Origin of the sequence: Pseudoclavibacter sp. 13-3 (genome assembly GCF_021168475.1) — a bacterium.
Classification (GTDB): Bacteria; Actinomycetota; Actinomycetes; order Actinomycetales; family Microbacteriaceae; genus Pseudoclavibacter_A.
Genome location: NZ_JAJOZT010000003.1, coordinates 111,190 through 125,129 on the forward strand (window position 1 = coordinate 111,190; position 13,940 = coordinate 125,129).

General features: G+C 66.6%; 18 protein-coding genes and 1 tRNA gene. 12 read left to right on the forward strand and 7 right to left on the reverse strand.

Going from position 1 to position 13,940, the window contains the following annotated elements; translation table 11 throughout:
• Window positions 1-17: 17 nt before the first annotated feature.
• Window positions 18-905, reverse strand: coding sequence for an alpha/beta fold hydrolase (locus LRX77_RS06545; protein WP_231832110.1), 888 nt, complete (start codon window positions 903-905; stop codon window positions 18-20).
• A gap of 45 nt (window positions 906-950) precedes the next feature.
• Between LRX77_RS06545 and LRX77_RS06550 the strand changes: the two genes are divergently transcribed.
• From LRX77_RS06550 to LRX77_RS06560, 3 genes are read left to right on the forward strand one after another with little or no spacing between them, the layout of a single operon-like run.
• Window positions 951-1,442 carry an FAS1-like dehydratase domain-containing protein gene (locus tag LRX77_RS06550; RefSeq protein WP_231832111.1) on the forward strand — a complete coding sequence of 164 codons (492 nt, stop codon included), beginning with the start codon at window positions 951-953 and terminating at the stop codon, window positions 1,440-1,442.
• Window positions 1,439-1,891 (forward strand): MaoC/PaaZ C-terminal domain-containing protein, encoded by a 453-nt coding sequence (locus LRX77_RS06555; RefSeq protein ID WP_231832112.1) that lies wholly within the window; start codon window positions 1,439-1,441, stop codon window positions 1,889-1,891. Before LRX77_RS06550 ends, LRX77_RS06555 begins: the two co-directional genes overlap by 4 nt.
• Window positions 1,888-3,072: a UDP-N-acetylmuramate dehydrogenase gene (locus LRX77_RS06560; RefSeq protein WP_231832113.1), complete on the forward strand. Its 1,185-nt coding sequence runs from the start codon at window positions 1,888-1,890 to the stop codon at window positions 3,070-3,072. Before LRX77_RS06555 ends, LRX77_RS06560 begins: the two co-directional genes overlap by 4 nt.
• Window positions 3,073-3,101: 29 nt before the next feature.
• On the opposite strand, the gene LRX77_RS06565 is transcribed toward LRX77_RS06560, so the two are convergent.
• Genes LRX77_RS06565 through LRX77_RS06575 form a run of 3 tightly spaced genes read right to left on the reverse strand, consistent with a single transcriptional unit; the run spans window position 3,102 to window position 4,944 of the window.
• Entirely contained in the window at window positions 3,102-3,326 is a 225-nt protein-coding gene (locus LRX77_RS06565) for a DUF3618 domain-containing protein (RefSeq protein WP_231832114.1), read from the reverse strand.
• A complete protein-coding gene (locus LRX77_RS06570; RefSeq protein ID WP_231832115.1) occupies window positions 3,323-3,709 on the reverse strand; it encodes a phage holin family protein in 387 nt (128 codons plus the stop codon). Before LRX77_RS06570 ends, LRX77_RS06565 begins: the two co-directional genes overlap by 4 nt.
• Window positions 3,710-3,738: 29 nt before the next feature.
• On the reverse strand, window positions 3,739-4,944 hold the full coding sequence (locus tag LRX77_RS06575) for a pyridoxal phosphate-dependent aminotransferase (RefSeq protein WP_231832116.1): 1,206 nt from the start codon (window positions 4,942-4,944) through the stop codon (window positions 3,739-3,741).
• Between the two features lie 221 nt (window positions 4,945-5,165).
• Between LRX77_RS06575 and LRX77_RS06580 the strand changes: the two genes are divergently transcribed.
• The 6 genes from LRX77_RS06580 (at window position 5,166) to aqpZ (ending at window position 8,779) form a co-directional block, all read left to right on the forward strand.
• Window positions 5,166-5,238, forward strand: a tRNA-Trp gene (locus LRX77_RS06580).
• A gap of 62 nt (window positions 5,239-5,300) precedes the next feature.
• Window positions 5,301-5,573: a preprotein translocase subunit SecE gene (secE, locus tag LRX77_RS06585; protein WP_231832117.1), complete on the forward strand. Its 273-nt coding sequence runs from the start codon at window positions 5,301-5,303 to the stop codon at window positions 5,571-5,573.
• Window positions 5,574-5,630: 57 nt separating this feature from the next.
• Window positions 5,631-6,470 (forward strand): transcription termination/antitermination protein NusG, encoded by an 840-nt coding sequence (gene nusG / locus LRX77_RS06590; RefSeq protein ID WP_231832118.1) that lies wholly within the window; start codon window positions 5,631-5,633, stop codon window positions 6,468-6,470.
• A gap of 96 nt (window positions 6,471-6,566) precedes the next feature.
• The gene (rplK, locus tag LRX77_RS06595; RefSeq protein ID WP_231832119.1) at window positions 6,567-6,998 is read left to right on the forward strand and encodes a 50S ribosomal protein L11; all 432 of its coding nucleotides are present in this window, start codon (window positions 6,567-6,569) and stop codon (window positions 6,996-6,998) included.
• A gap of 127 nt (window positions 6,999-7,125) precedes the next feature.
• A complete protein-coding gene (gene rplA / locus LRX77_RS06600) occupies window positions 7,126-7,830 on the forward strand; it encodes a 50S ribosomal protein L1 (protein ID WP_231832120.1) in 705 nt (234 codons plus the stop codon).
• Between the two features lie 226 nt (window positions 7,831-8,056).
• Window positions 8,057-8,779, forward strand: coding sequence for an aquaporin Z (aqpZ, locus tag LRX77_RS06605; RefSeq protein WP_231832121.1), 723 nt, complete (start codon window positions 8,057-8,059; stop codon window positions 8,777-8,779).
• A gap of 3 nt (window positions 8,780-8,782) precedes the next feature.
• On the opposite strand, the gene LRX77_RS06610 is transcribed toward aqpZ, so the two are convergent.
• Together LRX77_RS06610 and LRX77_RS06615 are read right to left on the reverse strand one after the other, a co-directional pair.
• Window positions 8,783-9,385, reverse strand: a complete 603-nt coding sequence (locus LRX77_RS06610; protein WP_231832122.1) for a YqaJ viral recombinase family protein — start codon at window positions 9,383-9,385, stop codon at window positions 8,783-8,785.
• A 79-nt stretch (window positions 9,386-9,464) separates the two neighbouring features.
• The gene (locus LRX77_RS06615; protein WP_231832123.1) at window positions 9,465-9,995 is read right to left on the reverse strand and encodes a DUF6882 domain-containing protein; all 531 of its coding nucleotides are present in this window, start codon (window positions 9,993-9,995) and stop codon (window positions 9,465-9,467) included.
• 436 nt (window positions 9,996-10,431) lie between these two features.
• Between LRX77_RS06615 and rplJ the strand changes: the two genes are divergently transcribed.
• The 3 genes from rplJ (at window position 10,432) to LRX77_RS06630 (ending at window position 12,849) form a co-directional block, all read left to right on the forward strand.
• Entirely contained in the window at window positions 10,432-10,950 is a 519-nt protein-coding gene (rplJ, locus tag LRX77_RS06620) for a 50S ribosomal protein L10 (protein ID WP_231832124.1), read from the forward strand.
• 70 nt (window positions 10,951-11,020) lie between these two features.
• Complete coding sequence (gene rplL, locus LRX77_RS06625; RefSeq protein ID WP_231832125.1) at window positions 11,021-11,401, forward strand: 50S ribosomal protein L7/L12; 381 nt, start codon at window positions 11,021-11,023, stop codon at window positions 11,399-11,401.
• 251 nt (window positions 11,402-11,652) lie between these two features.
• Entirely contained in the window at window positions 11,653-12,849 is a 1,197-nt protein-coding gene (locus tag LRX77_RS06630) for a cystathionine gamma-synthase (protein WP_269453744.1), read from the forward strand.
• A gap of 52 nt (window positions 12,850-12,901) precedes the next feature.
• Here the strand turns inward: LRX77_RS06630 and LRX77_RS06635 are convergent, their stop codons facing one another.
• The gene (locus LRX77_RS06635; protein ID WP_231832126.1) at window positions 12,902-13,915 is read right to left on the reverse strand and encodes a DMT family transporter; all 1,014 of its coding nucleotides are present in this window, start codon (window positions 13,913-13,915) and stop codon (window positions 12,902-12,904) included.
• Between the last annotated feature and the right edge of the window lie 25 nt (window positions 13,916-13,940).

Genomic DNA, 13,940 nt, shown 5'->3' on the forward strand with positions numbered 1-13,940 from the left:
GCAGGCCGCGCTGGGCCTCAGCGCCCGCGCAGAAAGTCGCCGATGATCGTGCTGATCAGCTCCGGGCGTTCGGCGACCAGTGCGTGTGTGGCACCCGGCACGATGCACAGCTGGGCGTTGGGAATCGACCTCGCGATCAGCAGCGTGTGCTCGACGGGAACGGCATCGCGATCGGCGGCCATCACGAGGGTCGGCGCGGCGACGGCGCCGAGGTCGGTCGCAGCGATGTGCGGCTCGGTGCGCCAGAGCGCCATGAGCTTGTCGAGCACCACGTCGACGTGCTCCGGGCCGTCTGGCGAGAGCCGCTGGTACCAGTCGCGCTCGCTGCCCGGTTCGACCGTCGGCTGCTCTGGCTCTGTTGCTCGTTCTGGCGAGGGCTCTGGCTCTGGCGACGAGTCCTCCTCGTCACCCATGTCGAAGGCCGAGGGGTCGAGGTTCGCGCTGATGGCCACGAGCGAGCGCACCCGCTGCGGATGCCGCATCGCGAGCAGCAGCCCGATGATCGCGCCGTCGCTGTATCCGACGAGGTGAGCCTGCGCGACGCCCATCGCGTCGAGATAGGCGAGTGCATCGTCCACGCCCCGGTCGTAGTCGAACCCGCCGGGAATGTCGGCGCTTCGGCCATGACCGGGTCGCTCGAACGCGAGCACGCGATGCTCCTCGGCCAGGGCATCCGCCTGCGGGCGCAGCGATTCGAGTGAGCAGAACCCGCCATGCAGCAGGAGTACCGGGGCGCTCTCGGCCGAGACGTCGTCTTCGCGCGCGATGTTGTGGGGGCGGGCATCTTCGGCGTACATCTCGTGGCTGTTGACCGTGAGGAAGCCGTTCGTCGTGCGCGTGCTGACGCCGATGTCGGGCCCGGAACGGCTGGGACGCTCGCCGGCCTGCGGTGCATGTTCGGGCATGGCGACCATTATCGCGTGCCCGACCGGCATCGGTACACTGAACACGTGGTGAATCTCAACATTGCCGGCAAGACGTATCCGGCCACAGAGCCCTATCTGGTGGGACGCGAAAAAGTGCGCGAGTTCGCCTCCGCCGTGTTCTCGAACAGTGCGCTGAGTCGTGACCCGCAGGTCGCCCTCAGCAGCGGATACGCCGGAGTCGTCGCACCTCCGACCTTCGCCGTGATCATTTCGCAGCGCGCCGAGCAGCGACTGCTCTTTGACCCCGACGCGGGCATCGACTTCACTCGCCTGGTGCACGGGGACCAGCGCTTCATCCATGAGCGGCCGATCGTCGCCGGCGACGAGCTGACGGCTCAGCTCACCGTCACCGCGGTGCGCAAACTCGGACACAACGCCATGGTCACCACAGCCACCAAGATTCGCGATCGCGACCAGGCGCTGGTGTCGACGGCCATCGCGACGTTCGTGATTCGAGAAGACCCTGCCGAGACGGTGGCAGCGCCGGCGCAGAGCAGCAAGGAGGGCGCACGATGAGCGACCCAGAGCAGGCACCTCAGGTCGAGGTCGGCGCCGAGTTCGGCCCACGCACCGTGCACCTCACGCGCGACAGCCTGGTGCGCTATGCCGGGGCGTCCGGCGACTTCAACCCGATTCACTACCGCGACGACGCGGCCGAGGCGGCTGGCATGCCCAGCGTGCTCGCGCACGGCATGCTCACCATGGGGCTTGCGATTCAGCCGGTCGTCGACTGGGTCGCCACGGGCGATCCCGGCCGCGTCTTCGACTACCAGGCGCGGTTCACCCGCCCGGTGCTCGTCGACGTCGAGACGGGCGCCGACGTGCAGGTGAGCGCCATGATCACGGCGATCGAGACGATCGACCAGGGCGTGCACGCCGGTGAGCGTGCCGCGAAGGTCACGATCACCGCGACCTTCGACGGCCGCACTGTGCTCGGCAAGGCGCTGGCTCAGGTGCTGCTGTGACGTTCCGCTTCGCCGACGAGACCACGATGGGCGTCGGCGGCGGGGCCGAGCGCGTCTTCGACATCACCACGCCGGCCGAGGCGCTTGAAGCACTCGGCGAGGTCGACGGCGTGCATGACGAATTCGTGGTGCTCGGCGGAGGGTCGAACCTGGTCGTCGCGGACGAGGGCTTCGAGGGAGCTGTGCTGCGCATGCGCAACGAGGGCACCGACGTTCGCGTGCACGCCGAGGGTGTGCTCGACCTGCACGTGGCCGCCGGCGAGGTCTGGGACGACCTCGTGGCCCGAACGGTCGAGTCTGGTCTGGGCGGCATCGAGGCGCTGAGCGGCGTGCCCGGCCGCGTCGGGGCGGCGGTGATCCAGAACATCGGCGCCTACGGGCATGAAGTGGGCGAGGCCCTGGTCTCCGTCGACTTCGCCGATGCCACCACCGGCGAGCTGCGCACGATCGACGCTGCCGACTTGGGGCTCGGCTACCGCACCAGCGCCTTCAAACGTGCCGAGCTCGAAGGCGTGGTGACCGCGATCACCCTGCGTCTGCACGGCGACGGCCTCTCGGCCCCGGTGCAGTACGCCCAGCTGGCAGCGGCGCTCGGCGTCGAGGTCGGGCATCGGGCACCGGTGCGCCAGGTGCGCGACACGGTGCTGAGCCTGCGTCGAGGCAAGGGCATGGTCTACGACCCGGCAGACGTCGACTCACACGGGTGCGGGTCGTTCTTCACGAACCCGATCGTGCACGCCTCGTTCGCGAACGGCCTGCCGGCGGATGCTCCGCGCTGGCCCGTCTCGGACGAGGCGCTGGGCGGGCAGTCGTCCGCCGCCCCGGCGAGTGCGTCTGTGCACGACGCCGCGGATGACGTGGTCGCAGCGGTGATCCCACTCGATCGCTTTCGCGGCGACGAGCTCTATGGCGCCGGTCAGCTGGCGCGATCGAGCAGCCGTCGGCTCGTCAAGCTGAGCGCCGGATGGCTGATCGAGCATGCCGGGGTGCACCGTGGTTTCGCACTGCCCGGATCGAACGCCGCCATCAGCACTCGACACACGCTGGCGATCACCAACCGTGGCGGAGCGACCGCCCGTCAGATCGTCGAGCTCGCCAGCTTCGTGCAGACGCGGGTGGCGAATGAGTACGGCATCGCGCTGCAGCCCGAGCCGATTCTGCTGGGATTCGGCGAGAACTGAACGGGAGCTGAGCGAGCGACGCGTGGGGCTCAGCGGCGGCGGAAGATCCGCGCGGCCAGCAGCACGCCCAATGCAGAGCTGGCGACGATCGCAGCGGTCGTGCCGAAGCGCTTCAGCCTGCGCGAGTAGTCAGACGGATTCACTCGAGCGGTGAGCTCGGTGATGTCTGCGGAGAGCAGACGCTGAGTGTGCTCGATCTTCGCCTGAATGCGCTCGACCTCAGAAAGGCCCTGGCCGAGGTCGGTGTTGCTCATCGCTCGCTCCTGTTCGGGGTGATGGCGCTGACGACGCCACGCACCGACTCGACGGTCTTGGGCGCACCCCTGACCTTCTTGAACCGTTTGACGCCGATGAGCACGGAGACGCCCGCGACGATCAGCCAGAACACGCCGAGGATCAGCCCGGACCAGCCGTTGCCGACCAGCAATCCGAGGCCCCACCAGGCGCCGAGCGACAGAAAGAGCAGCGCGAAGACGACGATAGCGCCCGCGCCGAGGAACAGCGCGCCGCCGATGCCGGCGTTGCGCCCCGAGTCGCGAAGCTCGGCTTTCGCCAGCTCGATCTCCTGGTGAACGAGATCCTGCATGCCGGTCGAGATGTCTCCCAACAGAGTGCTGATCGGGCGTCTCTCAGTCATGATCGTGTCGCCTTCCTCGAGTCCGGCCCTCAGTCTACGCTGAAGAATCGCTGCAGACGGTGCACGCCTTCGAGCAGTGACTCGTCGTCGAGCGCGTACGAGAGACGCAGGTAGCCGCTGCGTCCGAAGGCCTCGCCGGGCACGACCGCGACGTCGGTCTGGTCGAGCAGCAGGTCGGCCAGCTCGAGCGTCGTGGTGGGGGTCACGCCGTGCCACTCGCGCCCGAGCACTCCGGTCACATCGGGGTAGGCGTAGAACGCGCCCTCCGGCACGGGAACGACGAATCCGTCGATCTTCGACAGCTCGTCGACGATGAGACGGCGGCGGCGGTCGAACGCCGTACGCATCTCGGCCACGGCATCCTGCGGGCCGGTCAGCGCCTCGAGGGCCGCGCGCTGCGGCACGTTCGAGACATTCGACGTCAGGTGCGACTGCAGGTTCGAGACGGCCTTGGCCACGCGCTGCGGGCCCACCAGCCAGCCGACGCGCCAGCCGGTCATCGCGTAGGTCTTGGCGACGCCGTTGACCAGCACCGTGTTCTCGGCGGCCTCGGGGATGACCGACGCGATGCTGGTCGCGGTCACACCGTCGTAGGTCAGGTTCTGATAGATCTCGTCAGCGAGGATCCAGATGTCGTGCTCGACCGCCCAGCGGGCGATGGCCTCGGTCTGCTCACGCGTGTAGACGGCGCCCGTGGGGTTCGAGGGCGAGACGAAGAGCACGAGACGGGTGCGCTCGGTGCGCGCCGCTTCGAGCTGCTCGACCGTCACGCGATAGCCCTGGTCGGCGCCGGCGAAGACCTCGACCGGGGTGCCGCCGGCGAGGCGGATCGCCTCAGGGTAGGTCGTCCAGTACGGTGCGGGCAGGATGACCTCGTCGCCCTCTCCGACGAGAGCGGCGAACGCCTCGTAGACGGCCTGCTTGCCACCGTTGGTGATGACCACCTGCGAGGGGTCGACCGTCAGGCCGCTGTCACGCTGAGTCTTGGCCACGACGGCTTTGCGCAGGTCGGGCAGGCCAGATGCAGGCGTGTAGCGAAAGTTGCCGGGGTCGTCGAGCGCGCGACGAGCGGCGTCGACGATGTTGGCGGGCGTCGAGAAGTCTGGTTCGCCGGCGCCGTAGCTGATCACGGGCCGGCCGGCCGCCTTCAGCGCCTTGGCCTTCGCGTCGACCTTCAGAGTGGCCGATTCGTTGATGGCCAGGATGCGTGGGGAGAGGGGAAGTTCAGTGCTCACGGCCTCCAGTCTACGAGCACGGGCCCGGTCACGGCCAGAGCCGACGCGCGCAGAGGCTGCGCCGACCGGCGAGCAGGATCCTTGTGCGACCATATGGACATGACGCGCACAGCCCGCTATGCTGGCAGACGGTATTGACAGATACCAAGCTGAACTGCGCCTTCGACGTCAGCGCACCGCGCGTCGGTGAAGATCGAGGGCCTCACGTGTGAACCACGTGAAGGGCGGTGGCTCAATTGGTAGAGCAGCGGTCTCCAAAACCGCAGGTTGCAGGTTCGAGTCCTGTCCGCCCTGCACATCTCGTGTGAACGGGGTGCTGTGCACACCGGCACGGTTGATGAGAGGGATGGAACCACATGGCTGCAGCGTCGAGCGACGAGCTGAACGCGCACCTGGTCGATAACGCAGAGACCGACCGGGCCAAGGCTCGGGGCGTCTTCGGGCGTCTTTTCCTGTTCTTTCGCCAGGTCTTCGGCGAGCTGCGCAAGGTCACGACGCCGACCCGCAAAGAACTCACCAACCAGACGCTGGTCGTGCTCGCATTCGTGCTGATCATGATGGCCATCATCACTCTGCTGGACCTCGTCTTCGGCATGGGCGTGGGCTTCCTGTTCGAACGCAGCGCCTGAGCGCCTGTCGTCTGACAGCACCGGCACATCCATAGCAGCAAATCGAGGAAGACGAACGTGGCAGAAGAAGAGACTGAACAGGCCGTGACCGAGACTCCGCAGGTCGACGAGGCGACAGCCGAGACCGCAGCGCCCGCCGACGCCGCTGAGGCGACTTCTGCCGATGAGCCGGCGGTCGCCGAGAACGTCGACGCGGCCGAGACGCCTGCGGATGCCGACGAGGCCGCTGAGGTCAGCGATGAGGAACGCGTGCTCGCCGACTTTCGTCGTGAGCTGCGCCGCGCCGCGGGTGACTGGTACGTCATTCACTCCTATGCCGGCTACGAGAAGAGCGTCAAGAACTCGATTCTGAAACGTCGCGAGTCTCAGGCCGGCGGCGACGACGTGCTCGAGGTGCAGGTGCCGATCGAGACGGTGCGCGAGGTGCGCAACGGCCAGTACAAGCTGGTCAAGCGCGTGCGCATCCCCGGTTACGTGCTCGTTCGCATGTTCCTCAACGAAGACTCGTGGGAACTCGTCCGTCGCACCCCGGGTGTGACCGGCTTCGTGGGCAACGCGCACGATCCGCTGCCGCTTCGCCGCAAAGAGGTCTTCGATATGCTGAAGACCACCGTGCTGCAGGAGGCGCAGGCCGAGGCCGAGAAAGCCGCCGAGGCAGAACAGGGCGCCACGACCAAGTCGAAGAAGTCGAAGGCCCAGCCTGCTCGGGTCATCCCGGTCGACGTCGACTTCGAAATCGGCGAGACCATCACGATCAAGGAAGGCTCGTTCGCGGGTCTGCCCGGTACGATCAGCGAGATCAACACGACCAGCGGCAAGCTCACCGTGCTCGTCTCGCTCTTCGAGCGCGAGACCCCGGTCGAGCTCTCGTTCGACCAGGTCACCAAACAGCTCTGAGCCGGCGCGCTCGCGGCGCATCCTGATGCCCCGTCGCCGTCTCGTCACAGACTTTCCGTGCAGAACGCGGAGAGAACATAGGTAAGAAGGAAGAAAATGGCACCGAAGAAGAAAGCGGTGGGTTTCATCAAGCTTCAGATCGAAGCTGGTGCAGCGAACCCCGCACCGCCCATCGGCCCGGCACTGGGTCAGCATGGCGTGAACATCATGGAGTTCTGCAAGGCCTACAACGCCGCGACTGAGTCTCAGCGCGGCAATGTGGTTCCGGTCGAGATCACCGTGTACGAGGATCGCTCGTTCACGTTCGAGCTGAAGACCCCGCCTGCAGCGAAGCTCATCCTCAAGGCCGCCGGCGTGCCCAAGGGCTCCGGCGTTCCGCACACCGACAAGGTGGGCTCGATCACGCATGAGCAGGCGAAAGAGATCGCTCAGACCAAGTTCGACGATCTCAACGCCAACGACATCGAGAACGCGGCGAAGATCATCGAGGGCACTGCGCGCTCGATGGGCATCACCATCAAGAAGTAGTTCGCACCGCCGTCGAGCACTCGACGGCACCTCAGACAGGAGTGGGAGGGTCACGCCGACCCGATGAACCACGACTGCACCGAAGACTGCAACGGGGAGCCATCCCCGAGACATACAGGAGAAGCAGATGACCAGGCGTTCAAAAGCCTATGTGGCCGCGGCCGAGAAGATCGAGCCCGGCAAGTTCTACACTCCGGCGGAGGCCGTCGCCCTCGCACGTGAGACCGGATCGGCCAAGACCGATTCAACCGTCGAGGTCGCGCTGAAGCTCAGCGTCGACCCCCGCAAGGCCGACCAGCTGGTGCGCGGCACCGTCAGCCTGCCGAACGGCACCGGTAAGACGGCACGCGTGATCGTGTTCGCCAACGGCGACGCGGCCGACGCGGCTGCCGCAGCCGGAGCCGACGAGGTCGGCAGCGACGAGCTCATCGCCAAGGTCCAGGGAGGCTGGACCGACTTCGACGCGGCCGTCGCCACCCCTGACCTGATGGGCAAGGTCGGTCGCCTCGGCAAGGTGCTCGGTCCTCGCGGCCTGATGCCGAACCCCAAGACCGGTACGGTCACGACCGACCCGGCCAAGGCGGTCACCGACATCAAGGGCGGCAAGATCGAGTTCCGCACCGACAAGCACGCCAACGTGCACTTCATCGTCGGCAAGGCGTCGTTCACCCCCGAGGCGCTGGCGCAGAACATCCAGGCGGCGCTCGACGAGATCGTTCGTCTGAAGCCGTCGGCTGCCAAGGGCCGCTACGTGACCAAGGGCGTCGTCTCGACGACCTTCGGCCCCGGCATTCCGCTCGACGTCAACGCACTGGTCGTTCCGGCCAAGTAGCCGCACCGGTCGTTTCGGCCGCGCATTCGCAGAGAGCCCCGCACCTTTGATGAGGTTGCGGGGCTCTCTCGATGGTGCAGACTTGTCTGTGCAATGGCACACGCTGCATCTCGGTACACGCGTGATAGGCAGCGCCGGTCGCCTTCGTCATACTTGAGACGCAGGGAACGTTCCCGAGAGCGTTCCGCAGCATGAGTCAGAGCACGATCCATAGGAGGACCCAGTCATGAGTGACACCACCACACTTCCCGAGCCGAAGCTCGGCAATCAGCTCGGAGCAGAGTTTCTCGGCACATTCCTGCTGGTCTTCGGCGGCACCGGAGCGGCTGTGCTGGCGGCGACGGTCGACCATGGCATCGGCTACCTCGGCGTGGCACTCGCCTTCGGCCTGACCGTGGTCGTCGGCGCCTACGCTTTCGGCCCCGTCTCTGGAGGCCACTTCAACCCGGCGGTCACCATCGGTCTCGCCGCAGCCGGACGCTTCTCCTGGAAGCACGTGCTGCCCTACGTCGTCGCGCAGATCGTCGGCGGCATCGTCGGCTCCGCAGTGCTGCTCGTGATCGCCTCGGGGCGCGCCGGCTTCAGCCTGAGCGACGGCTTCGCCACCAACGGCTACGGCGCGCACTCGCCTGAGGGCTACGGTATGCTGCCGGCGTTCGTGATCGAGTTCGTGCTCACCGCGGTCTTCCTCTACGTCATCATCGGTGTGACCGGAAAGCGCGCTGCGGCAGGCTTCGCGCCGCTGGCCATCGGCCTGACGCTCGCCCTCATCCACCTGATCTCGATTCCGGTGACCAACACCTCGGTCAACCCCGCTCGTTCGATCGCTCCGGCGATCTTCGTGGGCGGTGATGCGCTGGTGCAGCTCTGGCTGTTCATCCTGGCACCGATTCTCGGTGCGATCTTCGCCGGTGTGACCTACGCGCTCGTCACCGGCGAACGCAAGTAACGGTCAGACGAAAGCAGGCTCTGGCACGGCGTCGAGTCGGGCCAGAGCCTCATCGGCCAGCCGCACGAGCTTCGCGACCTGCTGATCGTCGCGGTCGATCCATCTGGTGACCGGGGCGCCCAGAGGGCGGAAGTTCTCGTGCTGCTCCCAGACCAGCAGCGTGCGCTGAGCGCCCATGACGTACTGCTGCCACCAGATCTGGCGCAAGTAGGTGCGGGGCAGCTTCTCGATCGGCTTCGTGCTGGTCTTGATCTCGGCCAGCAGCAGGTCGCTGCACCCGCTGCACTCGTTGATGCCGTCCGGCGTCGCCAGATGGCGGGCGTTGCCGTCGGAGCGAAAGAGCACCGTACTGGTGTGCAGCCCGAAGTTCTGGCGCATCCACTCAGCGATCACCGGCTCGCGTTCGCGACCATAGTCGGTGTATGCGTTGCCCGAGAATCCGTGCGGGTCGCACTTCGACCGCACCACGCCCTCCACCGATCGCGGCGTCGCGAGGTGCGCGGCGTCGGTCGCGGTGATGCCGAAGCTGCGGGCCTTGAGCCAGCCGATGCGGTCGTGGCTGTCGGCGAGCACGCGGGAGCGCAGAAAATCGGGAACGTGAGTCACGCATCCCAGCCTAGCCACCGTATCCGCAGACCGGCGCAGAACCGGCGCACTCGCGCAGAACGGTCACAGCCCAGCCAGGTCAGCCCAGGCCGCGCAGGCTGAACACGGTGTACCACGAGGTGCCGGGTGTGGCCGGGGCCTCCTGCACCCCGTTGGCACGGCAGAGCACCATCGCTGCGGCCGAGATCGCCTGTGCGTCTCGGTGACTGCAGTGCACCGGCTGATGCAGCAGTCGAGCCCAGTCTTCGCAGTGCGCCCAACGGGCGATCTGCTCGCTGACCCGGGTCGCGGCACAGGAGAACCCCAGGTTCGACCCCCAGCAGAAGACGCCCTGAGCCGCGCGGTACAGCCCGATGACCTGTGCGGGCGCACGAAACCTTCGCGAGTCGTCGAACCACCAGGTGAGCTGCCCGGCTGCGATGTCGAACTCGACGTGACGTTCGCGCCCGATGCCCCAGCGGTTCAGATGAGCACGCGATGCGCGGTCAAGATGTCCGAGCCCGATATGTGCGAGCCGACTCAGCGGCAACGAGCTCGCCTCGGAGGCCGGACAGCCTCGTTCATGCGCACTCAGCGGCAGATGGCACCGTGGACAATAGGCGTTGATCATTGACAGCCTCCCCCCCCTGGGAGCCGCTGCGCGGCTCTGCTGGCAGCCGGTGTGGCTGGCCAGGACGGGCCGGGTGCTGCGACAGCCGCGTCAGTCCCATTTCACCGGAGTGCGTGCAGACTTCAAGAGGAATGAGGCAACTGTGGAGAACTTCTCTTGTGTACAAGGGGTCTGCCGCCGGCAGGGGGCCTGGGACTCCCCGATCGAAGACGCGCTTGCGTCGGCTCCTGGTAACCAGTATGCTGAACGATGGCCAAAGACCGCCGGTTCCTGTCTTGCAACAGGCGAAGGTCACGAGAGTGACGACCCGCGCAGGTGAACGAACAACATGCATGCCCGTGTGTAACGCGGTGTGCGTCGAGCTCCGACATCTGTGTCGGAGCTTTTCTCATTCTCGTGGGCATCGGGCCGCCGGCATGACATCACGAGGAGTGCAATGGCGAACAAGGAAGCTGCAGTCGCCGAGCTGACGGAGGAATTCCGTAGCTCAAGCGCAGTGCTGCTGACCGAGTATCGCGGCCTCACGGTTGCAGATCTTAAGAAGATCCGCGATTCAATCCGTGAGAATGCCACGTTCTCTGTGGTGAAGAACACGCTCGCGAAGATCGCCGCGAAGGAGGCGGGCATCGACGTCTTCGACGATGCTCTCGCCGGCCCGAGCGCGCTGGTGTTCGTGCACGGCGACGTGGTCCCTGTGGCCAAGGCGCTGCGTGACTTCAGCAAAGAGAATCCTCTTCTGGTGCTCAAGAACGGCTACTTCGATGGCGCCGCTCTGACTCCCGAAGACGTGCAGAAGCTTGCCGATCTCGAGACCCGCGAAGTGCTGCTGGCAAAGCTGGCCGGCGCGTTCAAGGCCTCGCTGTTCGGTGCCGCATACCTGTTCAACGCGCCGCTGTCGCAGGCCGCTCGCGCGGTCGACGCGCTGCGTCAGAAGAAAGAAGAGGCCGAGGCGTAAGACCTCTCGGGTCTTCACCACGGTTTCATCCGAAAACCACACATCAGACATCTGAGATAAAGGAACCATCATGGCAAAGCTGTCAACTGAAGAGCTCATCGCGGCCTTCAAGGAGCTCACCCTCATCGAGCTCAACGATTTCGTCAAGGCATTCGAGGAGACCTTCGAGGTCACCGCTGCCGCTCCCGTCGCCGTGGCTGCTGCCCCGGCCGCCGGCGAGGCCGAGGCTGCTGAAGAGAAGACTGAGTTCGACGTCGTTCTCGAGGCTGCTGGCGACAAGAAGATCCAGGTCATCAAGGCCGTTCGCGCCCTCACCAGCCTGGGCCTGGGCGAGGCCAAGGCTCTCGTCGACGGCGCTCCTGCGACCGTTCTCGAGGCTGCCAACAAAGAGACCGCCGAGAAGGCCAAGGCCGACATCGAGGCTGCAGGCGGCAAGGTCACCCTCAAGTGAGTCGACCGCTCGACTGAGTGAGCGCCCGTCTTCGACGGCTCTCGCGCATCGAGCATCGGTGACGAGTCGGGTCTGACCCTGCTTCGAGCCGAGCCCCTGAAAGACCGCCCGGACCTGTCATTCGTGACAGCGCTCCGGGCGGTCTTCTCTGTCTGCGGGCAGAATAGAGCGTCGAGCTGGTCCTCCGGCGGCGACAGACACCTGCCCGGCCTAGACTGGCAGGGCACGATCTTCCGAACACAGGAGCGCACATGGCACAGCACGCTGAGGGATTCTTCGACAACCGCGAACGATTCCGAGACGCCGACATGGCGACGCGCGCTGTGCACGTGGGGCTTGATCCCGACAGAGAGACCGGGTCGGTTGTGCCGCCGATCTACCAGACGTCGACATACATGCAGGACAGCATCGGTCACGGCCGCCACGGCTACGAGTACGGCCGAATGAGCAACCCGACTCGCGACGCTCTGCAGGTGAGCCTCGCCTCACTCGAGAACGGCGCGGCAGCGCTGAGCTTCGGCTCCGGCCTCGCCGCAGAAGACGCCTTGCTGCGCACACTGCTGAAGCCCGGCGACACCGTGGTCAGCGGCAACGACGTCTACGGCGGCACGCATCGCCTGATCGCGAAGATCTGGGGCGAATGGGGTGTGAACTCGGTCGAGACCGATCTCTCCGACGTCGACCTCGCCCGCGGCGTGATCGAAGAGGCTCAGCCGCGCCTGGTGTGGATCGAGACCCCGACGAACCCCATGATGCAGATCAGCGACGTCGCAGCACTCGCCGAGATCGCCCATCAGTCCGGCGCGCTCGTGGTCGTCGACAACACCTTCGCCTCGCCGGTGCTGCAGCAGCCGATCAGCCTGGGCGCCGACTTCGTCGTGCACTCCACGACGAAGTACCTGGGCGGGCACTCAGACGTCGTCGGCGGTGCGGTCGTCCTCGCCACCGACGAGTACGAAGACCAGCTCTGGTTCAGCCAGTACGCCATGGGTGCGATCTCGTCGCCGTTCGACTGCTGGCTCACGCTGCGCGGAATCAAGACGCTCGGCGTGCGTGTGCAGCGCCATTCCGAGAACGCGCAGCAGCTCGCAGAATGGCTCGCACAGCATCCCAGGATCGATCAGGTCTACTACCCGGGGCTGTCCAGCCATCCCGGCCACGAGGTCGCGGCCAAGCAGATGCACGGCGGCTTCGGCGGCATGGTCTCGGTGGCCGTCGCCGGCGGCGAACAGGCGGCCCGCACCTTCGCCGAGAGCACGAAGCTCTTCGTGCTCGGCGAGAGTCTCGGCGGCGTCGAGTCGCTGATCAACTATCCGTCGGAGATGACTCACGCGTCGGTCAAAGGCACGCCTCTTGCGGTGCCGCTGAACGTGGTGCGTCTCTCGGTCGGCATCGAGGGGGTCGCCGATCTGCAGGCCGATCTCGCGCAGGCGCTCGACCAGATCTGACCGTTCCGTCTCTGATCTCGCCTCGCCGCGACGACGGGTCGACGCACGCGCCCTACCGTCTCGCCTCGGCTCGCTGCCGAACCCGCACATCGGGCAGCGCAGACAGCGCGATCGCGCCGAAGGTCAGCACGGCGCCGCCGATCGCGGCGAACGAGACGCCGGCGGCCGAGGTGGGCCACAGCCAGTCGAGCAGCAGCGAGCCGACCAGTTGCCCGCCGATCGCCGCGATCGTGAACCGCAGCACGCCGATGCGGGGCACCATATGGGCCCCGGTGAAGATGAAGATGATGCCCATGGCGCCGCCGAGGTACATCCACCACACAGCCGGCAGCTGCGGCACGACAGCAAGCCCGCGCGAGGTGCGTTCGACGAGTGTGACGACCAGCAGCGCGATGCTGCCGGCGACAAAATTCATGTAGGTCGCGCTGAACGGAGCCTTCGTCGTCGAGGCGATGCGCCCGTTCATGGCCTGTTGGAACCCGCTCAGAATGCCGGCGCTCAGCGGCAGCAGCGCCGTCAGCACCATCGTGCCGACGGCCAGACCCGCGGGGATGCTGCCCGACACCGACCACACCACCGCGACGATGGTGATCACCGCTGCGATGACGCGCATCGGAGTCAGCGGCTGCTTCCGGTCGGCCAGAAAGCCGAACCGGTCGACGAGCAGTCCGCTGACGGTCTGCCCCGCGATCAGCGAGATCATGAACAGCGCCACGCCGAACACGCCCACACTGATGCTCTGCGCGATCACCAGCCACGCACCCAGCGCGCCGGCCACGATGAGCCAGGGCGGCATCCGCCGACTGCGGATCGCCACCCACAGCGCACCGAGCGCGCGCCGGTTGCCGGGCAGCACCAGCAGCGCCGTCAGCAGCACGAATCCCGATCCGAAGCTCACGAACGCCGCGAAGGCCGGGTCACTGATCTCAGTGGCCAGGGCGCCGTTCATGCGCGACTGCACCGGCATGGTCAGCCCTGCGGCGACGGTGATCAGCGCGTCGAAGACCAGCCGCGCACGCGACGGTGCGGGGGGCGGGGTGGCAGATGGCGTGTCGGGGGATGCCATGGGAGCTCCAGTTCACTGCGTCGGG